At 57.4% G+C, this 14321-nt stretch carries 15 protein-coding genes and 2 pseudogenes; 7 read left to right on the forward strand and 10 right to left on the reverse strand.

The features are described from left to right. Positions 1–26 precede the first annotated feature (26 nt). From FXB41_RS15435 to FXB41_RS40805, 8 genes and pseudogenes are all read right to left on the reverse strand, one after another. Positions 27–1070, reverse strand: a complete 1044-nt coding sequence (locus tag FXB41_RS15435; protein WP_219682344.1) for a succinylglutamate desuccinylase/aspartoacylase family protein — start codon at positions 1068–1070, stop codon at positions 27–29. Positions 1071–1219: 149 nt separating this feature from the next. Further along, positions 1220–2200, reverse strand: a complete 981-nt coding sequence (locus FXB41_RS15440) for a class I SAM-dependent methyltransferase (protein ID WP_219682345.1) — start codon at positions 2198–2200, stop codon at positions 1220–1222. Continuing rightward, the gene (locus tag FXB41_RS15445) at positions 2127–2663 is read right to left on the reverse strand and encodes a GNAT family N-acetyltransferase (protein ID WP_219682346.1); all 537 of its coding nucleotides are present in this window, start codon (positions 2661–2663) and stop codon (positions 2127–2129) included. Before FXB41_RS15445 ends, FXB41_RS15440 begins: the two co-directional genes overlap by 74 nt. A 37-nt stretch (positions 2664–2700) precedes the next feature. Next, entirely contained in the window at positions 2701–3849 is a 1149-nt protein-coding gene (locus tag FXB41_RS15450; RefSeq protein WP_219682347.1) for an aminotransferase-like domain-containing protein, read from the reverse strand. Between the two features lie 40 nt (positions 3850–3889). Continuing rightward, on the reverse strand, positions 3890–4522 hold the full coding sequence (locus tag FXB41_RS15455; protein ID WP_219682348.1) for a CDP-alcohol phosphatidyltransferase family protein: 633 nt from the start codon (positions 4520–4522) through the stop codon (positions 3890–3892). Continuing rightward, positions 4519–5295 carry a phosphocholine cytidylyltransferase family protein gene (locus FXB41_RS15460; protein WP_219682349.1) on the reverse strand — a complete coding sequence of 259 codons (777 nt, stop codon included), beginning with the start codon at positions 5293–5295 and terminating at the stop codon, positions 4519–4521. The genes FXB41_RS15455 and FXB41_RS15460 overlap by 4 nt, the downstream gene beginning before the upstream one ends. Before the next feature lie 24 nt (positions 5296–5319). Next, entirely contained in the window at positions 5320–6528 is a 1209-nt protein-coding gene (locus tag FXB41_RS15465) for a pyridoxal phosphate-dependent aminotransferase (RefSeq protein ID WP_219682372.1), read from the reverse strand. A 1112-nt stretch (positions 6529–7640) separates the two neighbouring features. Continuing rightward, a pseudogene (locus FXB41_RS40805) lies at positions 7641–7915 on the reverse strand (transposase); the annotation flags it as partial. A gap of 187 nt (positions 7916–8102) precedes the next feature. Here FXB41_RS40805 and aepX point away from each other — a divergent pair. From aepX to FXB41_RS40815, 6 genes are all read left to right on the forward strand, one after another. Beyond that, positions 8103–8963, forward strand: coding sequence for a phosphoenolpyruvate mutase (gene aepX / locus FXB41_RS15470; protein WP_219682373.1), 861 nt, complete (start codon positions 8103–8105; stop codon positions 8961–8963). A 315-nt stretch (positions 8964–9278) separates the two neighbouring features. Beyond that, positions 9279–10058 carry a glycerophosphodiester phosphodiesterase family protein gene (locus tag FXB41_RS15475; protein ID WP_219682350.1) on the forward strand — a complete coding sequence of 260 codons (780 nt, stop codon included), beginning with the start codon at positions 9279–9281 and terminating at the stop codon, positions 10056–10058. A 49-nt stretch (positions 10059–10107) separates the two neighbouring features. Beyond that, positions 10108–10344, forward strand: a complete 237-nt coding sequence (locus tag FXB41_RS15480; RefSeq protein WP_219682351.1) for a hypothetical protein — start codon at positions 10108–10110, stop codon at positions 10342–10344. 11 nt (positions 10345–10355) lie between these two features. Beyond that, positions 10356–10925, forward strand: a complete 570-nt coding sequence (locus tag FXB41_RS15485; protein WP_219682352.1) for a hypothetical protein — start codon at positions 10356–10358, stop codon at positions 10923–10925. Between the two features lie 725 nt (positions 10926–11650). Beyond that, positions 11651–11824: a hypothetical protein gene (locus FXB41_RS40810; RefSeq protein WP_246648889.1), complete on the forward strand. Its 174-nt coding sequence runs from the start codon at positions 11651–11653 to the stop codon at positions 11822–11824. Next, a complete protein-coding gene (locus FXB41_RS40815; protein WP_246648890.1) occupies positions 11788–12084 on the forward strand; it encodes an ABC transporter permease in 297 nt (98 codons plus the stop codon). The genes FXB41_RS40810 and FXB41_RS40815 overlap by 37 nt, the downstream gene beginning before the upstream one ends. A 53-nt stretch (positions 12085–12137) precedes the next feature. Here the strand turns inward: FXB41_RS40815 and FXB41_RS15495 are convergent, their stop codons facing one another. Next, entirely contained in the window at positions 12138–12305 is a 168-nt protein-coding gene (locus FXB41_RS15495) for a hypothetical protein (RefSeq protein ID WP_219682353.1), read from the reverse strand. 215 nt (positions 12306–12520) lie between these two features. Here FXB41_RS15495 and FXB41_RS15500 point away from each other — a divergent pair. Next, positions 12521–13668 (forward strand): annotated as a pseudogene (locus tag FXB41_RS15500) (IS701 family transposase); the annotation flags it as partial. Between the two features lie 210 nt (positions 13669–13878). Here the strand turns inward: FXB41_RS15500 and FXB41_RS15505 are convergent. After that, a complete protein-coding gene (locus FXB41_RS15505) occupies positions 13879–14292 on the reverse strand; it encodes a PIN domain-containing protein (RefSeq protein WP_246648891.1) in 414 nt (137 codons plus the stop codon). Positions 14293–14321 lie beyond the last annotated feature (29 nt).

Genomic DNA, 14321 nt, shown 5'->3' on the forward strand with positions numbered 1-14321 from the left:
CGGCATCCGCCAATAGGTCGCACGAATTAAGCCTGTTCGGTCTCATCCTTTGCCCAAGGGCGACCGTCACGTAAGCTGCCAAGCGCGAACACACAATCACCTATCTTCGTTTTGGCCGGAGCTCGCCGTGCGAGAATCCTGCCTCCCTTTTCGAAGCTGATCGTTTCAGGAACACGCCAGGGGACCTCGGGAAAATGAATCCGCCCTGCTATGTCTCCTTCCTTCACCACATCACCAAGCCTAGCAAATGCCTCGAAGATGCCGGCTTCCGTGGCATAGAGTAAGTCGTGTGCAGGTTGCCTAAGATAGAATTGCGTTGGTGGCGCCGGCTCGCCGCTATCGTCATCTACCAGAACGCCGACGTGGCGCAACAAGCGGGGAAGACCGCGTTCGGCGGCTCTATAGGCCTCAACCGAAAACGCCCCTCCGCCACCTAACTCCGTCGACATGTGGCCCACACTATGCTTCCGACACGATCCAAGCAAAAGCTGGTCGTCTCCTTTAAGGCCCTCAATTACAATGCTGTTCGGCATTGCGAACGCTTGGAGGAAGCCGATAGCTTCTCTCCGGAGTGCTGGCTCCGCCGGTACGACAAGGTGGGCAGCGGGGATGTACTCCAAAGAATAGCCCCCCGAATGGAAATCAAAGCAGTAACGGACCATCGGTAGTAGGACACTATCTATGTAATGAGCAATCATCTGGGTCGGCGTGCCGTCTGCATTTCCAGGAAACAGACGGTTGAGGTTGCCTCCATCAATTGGCGAGACCCTCTGACCAACCATGACCGCGGGCGCATTAACGCCTGGTAGAATGATGAGCCGCCCGCGAACCTGTCGAGGAGAGACGTTGCGCAGAAGATTCATGAGCAAAACTTGCCCCTCATATTCATCGCCGTGATTGCCTGCCATGAGAAGAACGCTTGGACCACCGCCATTTTTGACTACAGTGATCGGCACTGGGATCCAGCCGTAGGCAGAATCCGTCGTCGAGTGAGGCACGTGCAGATACCCGTGTGCTATGCCATCAATCTCAAAATCAATATCTGTGCTGATTCGACTTTTCTGGTTCACTAGTGATTCTCCGGACCTCGTGTTTAAGTTCCGCGCAAGGCATCCAGACAAAGGACCCTTAGTAGCCTAGGCATCAATGGATCCGGTCTCTACCAGCGCCGCGACGCGCAGCCCCGAAACATGGATTGGAGCGCGCGTTCCGAGATCGATTAGGGCGAGCGCTTCGCCAACGTGATCTCGGTAACATATGGAACATCGAGCCATCCGTCAGCGCTGGCAAAGAGGTCGAGAATATCACGCAATGCCCTCATCACCACGCCTTCGCCGCTGTTCGCAAGGGCTCTCCTTGTGTGGCTGGTCGAGAGGCTCAAAGACTCAAATTCCGCTTTGGAGAGAGTCCTGTTCCACTCCCATGACGCCTTGCGAACGCCCTCAAAATTGCTGTTCGCCCCGAGATCTGATGCAAATGTCTCCTCTGCAAAGCCACCAAACCGATCAGGAAACGTGCCCCTTCGGTAGCCTGGCACAAACTTCTCGTGAAATTCTTCATAAGTCTCGAGGAACAAGCTGTCCCACCAGCGCCGTTTGTTTTGCACTATTGCAATGACACCGTCGGAGGATAGTACCCTTACGACTTCGTTATAAAACTTTGGCAGGTCGAACCAATGGGCCGCTGATGCGGCGGTCACCAGAACCGCCGCGTTATTGCCAACTGGCAGAGCTTCGGAAGAACCGGCTACAAGTTCGATATTTGGATGCAAAGCCGAAGCGCTGATCGCCTGATGCCGCATATCATCATTCGGCTCGATCCCCAATATTCTATCGGTTTGCCGCAGGACGCCAGCGATGCGCCGGGCAAATATGCCGGTGCCGCAGCCGACGTCAACGGCGAGTCTAGGTTCCCGTGACGGCGGGAGTGCTTGCAGAATCCAATCCGCGGCAGCATTCGGATAGTCAGGTCTCATAGCCTGATATTGACCCGCCGCACCCGTGTAGATTGTCCAATTTGGAAATGCTTCACTGGTCCCAGTCGACGCTTGTGTCATGTCCCGATCCTCCTTGTAGATGTTTGCGTGCATCAGTGAACGGTAAGGGCGAACGGCCGCCATGCTGAATTCATGGGCTGCGCGAGTTAAAGCAAACTTCATCGCCAGGGTCGATCCGTTCGAGTTGCCTGACGTAAAGAGCATGTAAGCCCGCCCCAGGAATGTCGAAGATCTCTCCATCACGTTGGAACCCATGACCCTCATAGAACCGCGCGGCAGACGTTCTGCCGTAACACCACACGAGGGGACCTTTCCGCCTGTTGACTTCCGCGACCCCTTGTTCGAGCAACTGCCCACCAACACCGTGGTTCTGCATTTCGGGCTTGGTGGCCATTCCGCGAAGCCGCCAGATTTCACCGCGTCGCATGAAGGTGTTATCTGATGCTTCTACCAAGAACGAGACGACCGAAACGAGCCGGTTGCCGTAGAAAGCCCCCATATGAAAGAAGTCTGATGTTGGCGAAAACGGAAAGCGCCAGTTCTTTTCTCCCGGCCGGAGTACACGTTGCCTCAATTCCTTGCCATCTTCCAGAGAGATGAGCCGAACCTCTACCTCCAAATTCCCCACTCTGTCCCGAGGAGCGGCGGCTATCGATTCTAACATCATCTTGTTCCCTCCTTGGTCATGATTGTTCATTGCGCCACTAGGAGAGGGCGCGGCGAATTCTCGAGATCGCTTGTTCGAGGACTGAGCGAGTTTCAGGGTTCCCGATGCCAATTCTTATTGCGTCTGGCGGTATGAAGCCGTCACGGGCATAAGAGGCGCTGGCTGCAACCTGAACACCGTGCTTAAAAATTGCTGCCGCGATTCGATTGCTTGATAGGCCTTTCAGCGGCATCCAAACGTGAAGGCACCCCGGGTCACTGGCGAGCGGTTTTCCCCTGAGTCCGTTTACGACTAGCTGATGACGTGCCGCGAGTTCGACTTTTACGGCGGCAAGGATTTGCAGGTCCTCGCCAGTCGAAATCAGCTCAGTCATAAGAGCTGCGCTCACCGGGGATGCCATCCAGTATGTCGCGCGAACGCCGGGCCAGAAAGCCCGCGCAGCTCCAGCCCCATTTGGAGCAACGACGAATGCCAGCTTTAAGCCCGCTGAAAAGCTCTTTGCCGTCCCGAGCAAATACCAGGAAAGCTCCGGCACAAAGGCTGAAATGGGCGGGGGCGGTGACGCTGCCAGCAGGCTGTAGACATCATCTTCGATTAGTTGAACTTGGTGCCGGCGTGCGACCGCAGCGATTTCTTGCCGCCTACCGACGGACATTGTTACCGTGGTCGGATTCTGAAATGTCGACAGCAGATACAGAGCGGCAGGTTTCTCTCGCCGACAAACCTGCTCGAATGCGTTCGGATTAAGTCCATCGCCGTCAATTGCAACGTTTACGACCCGGATTCCATAGCGGGCTGCGAATGAGCGAACCGGTGGATAGCTCAACTCTTCGATAGCAAGCGACCGCCCGTTGCCAGCGATACTTGGAAGAAGCATGTGCACTGCGGCTTGAATGCTGTGCGTAACAATTATTCGATCTGGACTTGGGATTTCACCGAGGCGTCGCGCCACGAAAGCCGCACCCTGCTGTCTGTCCTCTTCGCTGCCCATCCAGCGATGGGTCGCCATCAGTTCGACCGGTGGACTCTTGGCCAAAACGCGGTTCAGGGCCTCAGAAACTATCGGATTGAACACATCAGGAACTGGAGGCGGATGATTCAATGCGAGCCGGATCACACCGTCAGGGGAAATCGCTCTATCCCGGGTGTTTTTTGAGCTGTGGTTTGAGAGCGCTATTGCATTCATGATCATTCCTCCAAGAGAATTGTTATTGTCGGCTTAGTTGCTATCCTTGGCGCGATAGGGCGGGCTCGATGAGCAGGGCCAAGGCGACTGAGGCGACGACAGCAAAGCCTGTCGCGACTGGTATCGCTTTCCCTCGAATTGGTGGCACCTTGATCGCCGTGTTCACGTGAAGGATTGCCAATACGATGAACGCGATGGCGACTATGTCGGGAAATGTTGTGCCAGGAACCAACGGCCGTACGAGGATCAGTATCGCGATAAGTGGCGTGTCATAGGAAACTGGAATGCCGACAAATCGCGCGTCCGTTGTTAATCCGACATTTTCGAAATAACTGAGCCTGATCGCACCACACAAAATGAGACCCAAACTGGCGACGAACGAAAGTGCCGTGCCATGACCAACAAGGATGATGACAACAGCCGGGAACACGACGCCGTGGATTAAGTCGGCAAAGCCATCAAAGCTTTTTCCGAATTCCGCCGCACCTCGACCGCGAAGATGGCTCGTCTTGCGGGCAACATGCCCGTCCCAATGATCCAAAAACCAGGTCCAGAGCATTGCCGCAACGCCGAGCTCGATCTTGCCGTTTAAGGCCAGGAACAGCCCAATGACGGCAAACAGATAGGCGAGGGCGGTGACGGCATTTGCGTAGTCACGGAGATACCCGATCATAGCGTTGCTCCCGTCGACGGCGCGAAAATCTTCTCCGCTAGGCCCAGATCCTCCTCGCTATCGATCTCGAACCAGCGGGTATCGCTGCAATCCGCCGCAAAAAGCTGCAGCTCTCGCTCCTCGACAAGCCGTGCGAGGACCTGCTCAACATAGGCCGTACGATGCCCGCTTTCCACAGCCTGGTGCAATGCTGGCACCAGCTGTTCGCGCGAAGCGTCTGCGGAAAAGCGCGTCAAGTTGATGGTCTTGAAGAGACCCCTGGCCTGGGCCTCGACGGGCGTCTGGTTCATGACGAACGCGACGATAGAACCATCGTCAACCAGCTTGACGGCGGAACCACTCATTGCTGCGTTGAACGCCGCAACAGCCGCTACGCTCTGCTGGGTAGATGAGACCGTTCGAATTGTTCTTTCGAGGACTTCGCGCTCAAAGAACACATCGCCTTCGAGAAAGACGGTGTCGCCGGCAAGCATTGTATTTCGCGCTAGCCATAAGGAATAGGCGCTGCCGGTCCGATCGAAGATGGGATTGTGGACATACTCGATGTCGACCTCCTCGAACCGATGGCCGCAGGACTGTTCGATGGCTTCTTCGCGATAACCCACGACGATGGTTGCTTCGCGAGCCCCGAGCTCAGACAACTGATGCAGCGCGTTGTGCAGCATCGGGGTTCCGTTCACCTCCACCAAAGGTTTCGGAACGAATTCCGTGTAGGGGCGCAGCCTGGAGCCCATTCCTGCGGCAAGGATCACCGCCCGTGTACCATTGAGCATTTTGAAACGTCCTTCCTGAAAGTTTTAAGTCGCTGCCTGTCTGGTCTTCAGGCTGTTCAGGGTCTCGACGAGGCGTTTCAGTCCCGTCTCCAGCAGGTCTGGCGGAGCGCCGAAGCAGAGACGCAGGCCATTCACGTCGCCAAAGGTACCGCCGGCAACGGATCCCACATCGGCTTCCTCCAGGAGCAATCGTGCAATGTCGTCGGTGGATCGAAGGTGGCCGCCGGCCGGCAAAGCTGAGACAAGCCTACTGAGATCGAGATAGAAGAAGAACGAGCCGTCGGCGCCCGGCAAGCTTACGTCCTGCAGACCAGAGAGGATGCGAAGACCATTTTTGCGAGCGTCGGACAGACGCTCATGCATCTTTCGTTCAAAACTGCCGTCGCCGACTTGAAGGTGATGCAGGATGGCGTGCTGTGCGATTACATTGGCATTCGAGGTCGTATGGCTCTGCAGCTTCTTGGCCGCGGAAACGATCTCCGGCGGAGCTGCGAAGTAACCCAGGCGCCAACCGGTGATCGCCAGCTCTTTTGAGAAGGCGTTGACCAGGATTGTCCTTGAACGGGCGCCGGGATGCGCCATGACGATCGACTCATGGCGCGAACCGGTGAATACGAAGCTGGAGTAGCTTTCGTCGGAAACGATCCAGAGCTGATAGTTGATCGCGAGATCGCCGATAGCTTGTAGAGTCGCTCGATCATAGACTGCGCCGGTCGGATTGTTCGGCGAGTTAATGATAACGGCTTTCGTGCGCGGGCTGACAGCGGCGCGAATTGCGACAATATCAGGAGTATATGTCGGGGGGCGAACGTCGACGAACACGGGCTTTGCGCCAGCGAGAAGAACCTGGGACGGGAATGTCGGCCAGCAGGGGCGAATGATGATGACCTCATCTCCAGGATTGAACACCGCCAAGGCAGCGTCGAGCAGGCCCTGCTTTGCACCCGCAGTGATAGCGATGTTATCCGTATTCCAGTCGATGCCTGTTTCCGCAGACAGCTTTGCGGCAACGGCGCCGCGAAGCGGCGTCAGGCCGATGGAATCGGTATACCGGTTCGCCCCGGCATTGATGGCGGCAATCGCTCCTTCGCGCACGGATGATGGTGGCTCGATGATGACTTCGCCATCGGCCAGATCGATGATCTGACGGCCGGTCGCGGCAGCCATCTTAGCCGCCTCACGGGCGGCGGCAGTGCCCGAACCTGACAGCAAAGACATCCGTTGCGCCAACATGTGCGCTCCTCCTGCATCGATGGTCGAATTTGTTTCGGTGATCGCAACCGCTTCGCCGCCGGTACGCGATCCGCCTCGGCCGATATCACTCTTCCGATCGACAACCGCGTCGTAGCCAAATGGGGCTTTACAGTTCATTGAGACCGGCGACCTCTTCATCGCGCCAAGATGCCCTTCATGCACTTACAATGAGGGGCGCGGTTGGAGCAGACCTGAGCACACAGTATTTTGGAACCGAGGAGCCAACGCATCGATGGCGGCCGTCGGCCAGGACAGATTGTGAGTGAGTCTGCATGCTGAACTCCTTGCAGCTGATGTTTTGCGTAGCCCGATGCTCATCCGACAAATAGTTTGCTCCCATCAGTAGATCAGATACTAACGTTGGTAGTTGACCCGAGCGCAAACGTAAGTCGTTAGAATTGAGACGAGAGTTGCGGCTCTACGGTGCTCGGAGTCGAGCAGGTCTAGACTTGCCCTTGGCGATGGCTTCTATCATTTGCAAGCATGTCGATGCACAAGGCAGTTGAAACATGCCGCCGTCCGATCCTGAGAGGTGCCGGCCGCGCTACCGACGATGCTTATTGAGCTCAGAGTGGTGCGGATAAGCGATGCATCGATGTGAACGACATCGGCGGTCGCGATCTTCGCCTTGAGACGGGCCCCGCCCGCCCCGCTTTAAGATCATGCGGTGGCGCACTGCACCCCACCGCTCGCGGATGCGTATCAAGCTGGAGTGGTCGGGGAGAGCGTCATGCGGTCCTTAGCCGACGAACCATCGGATGGCGACATTGACTTGAGCCTCCGATCGTTGACGATGCCCAGTGACAGCGCAGCGAGGATCAACCCTACAGCGGCTCCCGGATAATCGCCCGGCCATCGCCGAACAAATAACAGTGAGACTTCGTGGTGCAACCAAGAAGAATAGAGTACGCGATCGAGCCGAACCATCAGGTGATCGTCGGGATCAGCTGGCAAGGCGAGCCCGTGACGAACAACTCTAGTTGATTCTGTTCCTTCCCAGCATGTGGCGCCCCTCCGACCGCGACTCACAAGGAAAACGGAATCAGTCCGCGCGAACTCTTTTCAACAACCTCCACTCGGCAGCGCTGTCACGTGGCGTTCTGCACCTTGGCGGCGGCCTTGATGCCCTCGTGGGCGTCCGAGACTCACTAGCTTGAGGCGGCGCAGACTCCGCCTGGCGAGCCTGCGCAGGAAGCCATCCGCGGATGGGCCGACATCCATGCCGGGAACTTCGCGCCGGCCATCACTGTATGCAGATCGCGAAGATCCCCACGACCGAGACAATGCGGCCCCTGCGGGCGCATCTTCACGTAGGTGGCGTCGATCCACAGAGAGGGCCATCGCCCTCGACCGGACGGGCGAGGAACCCCTGTCAACTATCAAGCCTGCTAATTGATCTAGATGTCAGAAAAGCCGAGTGATTGCCGAATGAAGGTTTGGCTGCTCAGTCGGGTTGCCCAACCGTCGCTCCTGGGGTGTTCGGGATGAAACGTCAACCACAATCCGTACACGCCAACGGTCCTGATCGATGCACCGCATCCTCGCTCGCAGAAATGCTGCGTGCACAGGTGTGCTCTAATCTTCGACTCTCCTTCCTCATGGAAGCGCATGACGGCCTCTCCGCTGCGATCGCCGAGCGCGCAGGGTTCAAAGGTCTCTGGGCGTCGGGTCTTTCAATTGCTTGCTCTCTCGGCTATCGTGATGTCAACGAAGCGTCATGGAGCCAACTTGTCGATGCGGTCGAGCGGATCGTGGACTCAACCAAACTGCCTGTTCTGGTTGACGGGGATGGTGGCTTCGGGAATTTCAACAATGCACGCCTCCTCGCCCGCAAGCTCCGTCAGCGAGGCGCTGCGGGCGTTGCGCTGGAGGACAGCTGCTTTCCGAAGATGAACTCGCTCATTGGCGATCGTCATCCCCTCGCCGATATCCACGAATTTTCCGGCCGCCTGCGGGCAGTTAAGGATACAGTCGCGGAAGACTTGGTCCTCGTGGCCCGGATCGAGGCGTTGATCGCGGGGCATGGAATGGACGAAGCAATTTTACGCGCTCACGCTTACGCAGACGCGGGTGCGGATGCGATCCTCATTCACTCGCGAAAGAGCACCGCGGACGAGGTTCTTTCCTTCACGCGCACCTGGCAAAGCCGATTGCCCGTCGTGATCGTGCCAACGACATACTATCGAACACCGGTCTCTGCGTATCGTAATGCCCGCATCTCAACAGTGATCTGGGCCAACCACTCAGTGCGAGCTGCGATAGCGGCAATGCGGCAGATCTGCCGTCGCATCATTGCTGAAGAAGGCGTTGCCGGTATCGAGCCCAATGTTGCGACGCTCGACGAGGTCTTCGAACTGTTGAGGTATGACGAACTTGCCCGCGCGGAAGCGCGCTATCTTCACCCTCCTGACTGAGGGCAATGACCTCTCATTTACACGCAACAAACTCGTTCTCGAAGGACCACCGCCATGCAATCGGCCGCCTTACTGTCACGCTCCACCGCATTTTTCAGCGAAGCACAGGCGTTCCCTCCCAAAATTGGATGCGCCATAGACGGGCGCGACAGCTCTTGCGCGGCTGATCCGAACATGCTTCAGATCTACAAGCTTGTTTCTCTCTTGAAGAAGCGCCAACGCGGACAGTGATCCGTCTTCCTCTTCAAGAAAGCCGGTAGACTCCACACCGCAACAGCAACCACAAGTAACATTTGAGACCGACGGAGAGCGCTCATGTTGAGGCAACGGACAGTTCTGCTCAACTCTTCGGGCACCGCCGCCAACGTGACAGATCTGCGTGGCGGCACCGTCCGCAACGTGTTCTCTTTCAGTGCGCGCCGCTGGCGCAAGCAGCTGACCCGGCTAGGGTTGATTGGGACCATGGCTGTCGCCTCAACTGTAGCTGGCAGTGTCACCGATGCGATCGCGGGAGACGGGGCGAAGGCTGGCATGCAAACCCAAATCGGCCGGGTGCAGCTGGGCGCTAACGCCATCTCTCTACCGGTTCCCGCATGTGGCGAGACAACCCAAAAATTTGGCTCCAATGATCCGGACGATCCCGTCGATGGCACCGTCAACACGACGATAACCGAGTGGCTGGCGGCCGGCAACAAGGCCGCTTGGAAATCCAGCTTCGGTCTGGATAGGCCCGCTCTTGGCGACGCAGAGTCCGAAATCGACACCTCCGGTTACGGGAAGGATCTTTTCCTGACGGGCCCCGAAGCCACGACCCGCGGCATTGATCCGCATCGGAAGCAAATACTGCCGCATCGCGGTCTATTCGATAATTCCAAGGGCATTCTCGAAAACACCATTTCAGCCGCCGACAACGCGCTTAAGCACGGTTTCCACGGTGTCGAACTCGATCTTCGCGCGGATAGGGACGGTCATGCCTGGATGATGCATGACACTACACTCGGGCGGGTTACCAACGATCCGAACAATTGCCCGATTTCGGATGTCTCTACCGAGGAAATCAAGAACATGAACCTCGATATGGAATCCCATCAATAATGAACTTCCGGCGCTTGACCGCAACGGCAATCCGCAACAGATGGAAGACTTGCAGAAGATCATCAATTATGTTCGTGAGAAGAATAGAAACGGCGAGGAGTTCAACGTTATCATCGACCCCAAGGACGAGGTATCGACGATCGCAACAATCAAGGCGCTGTCAGCGCCTAAGAATGCTGACGTGGGCAGGCACCTCGGCATCAAGATCTATTCAACCTATGTGCCAGTACCGACCGGGTTATTGCGAGCTGGGACAGCAAGACCACCAATGTACTTGATGCGCTGAACCAGGCCAATGTGACTGTCCAGCCTGATAACAAGCTCAATCTGATTCCGCTTCTCATCAAGGCGGAAGACGTCCAGTCGTCTCACATCGATAAAGACCAGGCGACCCAGGCCAGCGATTGGCTGACCTCCTTCGACAAGCTGGGCCATCTCACCATGGTGGAAATCTCCCGTTTCAAGGGAACCGACAACTTCGACAAGATGAATCAGGTGGCCGCGACATTCCAGGCCGCGGGCAAGAAGTTCGCCAGTACGCCTGTCACGACGTCCTATATCTCGGAAGCGTTCTCCGTTAACGGGCAAAAATTTTACTATAGTGCTCAGGGTGTGCCTATCACCCTGCCCGGCCGTCCCGATATGGAGTTCCGCGCCACTTTCGGCGCGCTTGAGCCCTATGCCGACGTGCTGCTGTCCGACAATGCTTATTTGGAGACGCTCTATGCCACCGGCTATATCACTGAGGGCAGTGATGCGGATTATGCCTTTCCGACAGATGCCCACCACAACCCGGCATCCATTATCGACGCACCGAAGTATATCAGTGGTAAGCCGAGCTGGATGAGCGATCCACGTCATCGGTGAGCCTCTGGCCCCTGGTGATCCGCACCACAATTGTTGCACGCCACCTGCAGAAAGCTGCGAAGGGATGTGATGAGCTGGCCAGTCGAGGAAATCCAAACATGAAGTGCTGCAAGAGTAGGACCGCCTCAGTTGGCGGCCCGCCATCGTGAATCGGCGGACGAGACCGCGCTTGACCTCCGCTCGCCGCATTCACGCAGAAGCACGGAGCGCTAAGCTCGTGCAAGAGAGCAGAAATGCAGCAACCATTGTTACCTAACCATCACATCGTTCCGTCACCGATAAGCTCAATAACCATCGGCCAGCGCCAGCGCCAACGCGCCGGACGTTCGACTTTCCTCGGGCATCGATCTCGACTTACCCGACAAAAGCTTGTGGCGTATCACCACAACACTGAACACGTGGCACTGAATTCTTGGATCGGCCTGAACCGGCTTGTCTGACTCCTTAACGCTTGGGAGTGAGCACGCAATATCAAGCAACGATGAAGGGGATGCGCCCCAAGAAAGCCATCCTTCGCCGCCGGCTTTGGATCTCGCTTGAGGTCGCTGACGGATTTGCGGCCTAAGCCGCGAGTTCGAAGGAGCGCTCCACGCTTCCTCCGCTCTTAGTACCTTCGGCAAGGTCTCGATTATCTAATCTAGCGTCAGCTGGTATGCCCGGCTCAGCAAGCGCTGAATCAGTTCATCGAGATCTGCCGCAACACTGCACCGTTGGCGCTGCTACCGGTGTTCATCCTGCTACTTGGCGTCGGCGAGCTGTCGAAGATTACCATGGTGATCTATAGCTGCGCCTGGCCGCTGCTGCTCAACACCATCGCCGCGGTGAAGCCGGTCGATCCGCTCCTGATCAAGCGGCGCGGACGATGGGCGCGCCGCCGCCGCAACTGTTCCGCAAGGTGATCCTTCCTGCGGCGATTCCGCCTATCTTCGTCGGTATTCGGCTCGCGAGCGCATCCGCCATTCTGGTGCTCGTCGCTTCAGAGATGGTCAGTGCGAAGGCCGGTCTTGGCTACCTCATCATCAACAGCCAGTACAGTTTTCTGATCCCGCAGATGTATTTTGGTATCTTGGCCATCACCTTAATCGGGTTGACGTTCAACGCCATCCTCGAAGCGTTGGAGAGGCACTTAATGCGCTGGAAGACCCAAGCCCCGGCCTAGGGCGGTTGGTTTTGTTTCGAGGCGTCGCCTGATTCACCGCGCCGTGGAGCATTTTACGTCAACCACACATTGTTGCCGGTCGACGAGCCGCGTCCGATCGATCCGACCGGAATGTTGGCGCGGGCGTAGATAACAACGTCGTCCTCACCAAAAAGGTGCCGGGCGGCGCCTTTGACGCCGTTGCCTTGGTTATCCATGAGGAGATGGCGGGCGCCGAGCATGACGGGCAACTCGACGTAAGTCGCCTCTCAGTCGGTGAGCCTGAAGATTGGCGGTGGCCCCCGGTAGTCCTACTGATCTATATCCGTTTGTAGCGCTGCATCCCGCTGCGGCGTCGCGCGGGATAGATTTTTGGTGGGGAATGTAACCTAGCACTACAGTTGCATCTTTGAGTGGCTTCTGAATCGATAGGCAACCATGATTCGGGAGATCATGGATGGCTGTAGCATCGATTGAGACGACGCTTGAACTGTGGCCATCGTCATTACGGGATGTGAAGCAGCGGATGCGCCCGCTGTTTAGTCAGGATCGGGTGGCGGCGTCGGCAGGGCATTTTCTCGACGGGTTGCTAGGCAATGAGCCGCGCAAGACTGGTTGGATGCGGGCGGAAGCAGCAGGGGATGCTGGGCCGTGGCGTCAGCAGGCGATTCTGGGCCGCGGGAGCTGGGATGCTGATGCCCTTTGTGAACTGGTGCGGGACTATGCGCTGGAAACTCTGGCAGACGCTGACGCGGTTCTGGTGATCGACGAGACCGGGTTTCTGAAGCAAGGCAAAGCATCGTGCCGGGTTGCGCGGCAGTACACCGGCTCGGCAGGCAAGATCACCAATTGTCAGATTGGCGTGTTTGCCTGCTATGCGTCGCGTCACGGCCACGCCTTCATCGATCGCCGGCTTTACTTGCTGAAGGAGTGGACGGACGCTCCCGCTCGGATGAAGGCGGCGCGTTCCCAAGGACATGTGCTTCGCGACGAAGCCGCAGCTTGCACGGAAGATGATCGCGCAGGCGATCGGAGCCAAGGTGCCGTTCTCCTTCGTTGCAGTGGATAGCGTGTATGGAACGGGCGACATCGAAGCCATGCTGCGAAACGCCGGCAAGGGCTACGTCCTGGGCATTGCGTCTAACCATCAGATCCGCTCTTGGGGCAAGGCGCAGGTCTTGGTCGACACCGCTGGCAATGTGGCGCAGAGCCTTCCTGGCAAGGCCTGGCGACGACTGTCAGCGGGCGACGGCACCAAAGGGCCGCGGCTGTATGATTGGGCCTATCTCGAATTGGCCGACCTCGAGGCTGGAGACTACAACAGCACGTTGACCGGAACCTGGACGCGAGGCCTGCTGATTCGCCGCAACATCGGGCACAGCGAACTCGCCTTCTTCTCCACTTGGTGTCCGAAAGGCACGTCGGCGAAGAAGCTGGTTGCAGTAGAAGGCAGCCGCTGGTCCATCGAAGATGGCTTCGAAACCGCCAAAAACGAATTTGGTCTCGATCACAATGAGACCCGATCCTGGCACGGGTGGCCGTCATGTCTCGCTGGTCATGCTGGCCTTCGCCATGATGGCCGCGATCCGTCACCGAGCTAACGCCACCGTTGGGGGGCCCAAAAAAAGTTGCCGCGCCGATAGATCAAACGCCGCTCCTGATCCGCTGGTCGATCCAGGAAATCCGTCGGATCACCCTCAAGCTCGCGCAACGGCGCATCCAACCCGCTCGCATCATCGCATGGTCGCTCTGGCGACGCGCTCACCAAGCCGAAGCAAAGCGAGCGCACCTCAAGCAAAAAATGCAACTGTAGTGCTAGCCCTGGCGAATTTGCTCCGTGTAGTGAGCCAATCGGCGACGCACTTCCTGCACAGGCAGGCGGCATCTCGGATGGGCCAGTAGAGTGTTCAAGCCCTCGTGCAATCGGCTAAAAGTGACATGATTTCCATCGGCGAACTGGTCGATTAACCATAGGACGCCGTGGATCTCGATCTGTTCGGCGAGGGCGAGCTCGCGCAATATCCCGTCGCCGGTAAGCAAGGTCCATTGGCGGGACTCAGCGATCGCAAAGGCGAAGGTATCCGGAACAGAGAGACGTGCATTGCCTCGCCGAACTGTTGTGGCGCGGCTTAACTCGTCGGGTGTCAGGACCTCCACCCGAAGTCCCAACTGCACCAGCTCGTCGCCGAGAGCGCCTGTCAGCTCCCTATCAAAAAGCAGGTCGGGCACGGCGAACTCGAAAGGCAAACGGGTAGGGG

This window comes from Bradyrhizobium canariense (assembly GCF_019402665.1).
GTDB classification, from domain to species: domain Bacteria; phylum Pseudomonadota; class Alphaproteobacteria; order Rhizobiales; family Xanthobacteraceae; genus Bradyrhizobium; species Bradyrhizobium canariense.

Excerpts from the sequence above, each read along its gene's own strand:
- FXB41_RS15440 (WP_219682345.1), bottom strand. The coding sequence starts at position 2,200 with ATGCTCTTTACGTCAGGCAACTCGAACGGATCGACCCTGGCGATGAAG.
- FXB41_RS15445 (WP_219682346.1), bottom strand. The coding sequence starts at position 2,663 with ATGATGTTAGAATCGATAGCCGCCGCTCCTCGGGACAGAGTGGGGAAT.
- FXB41_RS15450 (WP_219682347.1), bottom strand. The coding sequence starts at position 3,849 with ATGAATGCAATAGCGCTCTCAAACCACAGCTCAAAAAACACCCGGGAT.
- FXB41_RS15455 (WP_219682348.1), bottom strand. The coding sequence starts at position 4,522 with ATGATCGGGTATCTCCGTGACTACGCAAATGCCGTCACCGCCCTCGCC.
- FXB41_RS15460 (WP_219682349.1), bottom strand. The coding sequence starts at position 5,295 with ATGCTCAATGGTACACGGGCGGTGATCCTTGCCGCAGGAATGGGCTCC.
- FXB41_RS15465 (WP_219682372.1), bottom strand. The coding sequence starts at position 6,528 with ATGTTGGCGCAACGGATGTCTTTGCTGTCAGGTTCGGGCACTGCCGCC.
- aepX (WP_219682373.1), top strand. The coding sequence starts at position 8,103 with ATGCTGCGTGCACAGGTGTGCTCTAATCTTCGACTCTCCTTCCTCATG.
- FXB41_RS15475 (WP_219682350.1), top strand. The coding sequence starts at position 9,279 with ATGTTGAGGCAACGGACAGTTCTGCTCAACTCTTCGGGCACCGCCGCC.
- FXB41_RS40815 (WP_246648890.1), top strand. The coding sequence starts at position 11,788 with ATGGGCGCGCCGCCGCCGCAACTGTTCCGCAAGGTGATCCTTCCTGCG.
- FXB41_RS15495 (WP_219682353.1), bottom strand. The coding sequence starts at position 12,305 with ATGCTCGGCGCCCGCCATCTCCTCATGGATAACCAAGGCAACGGCGTC.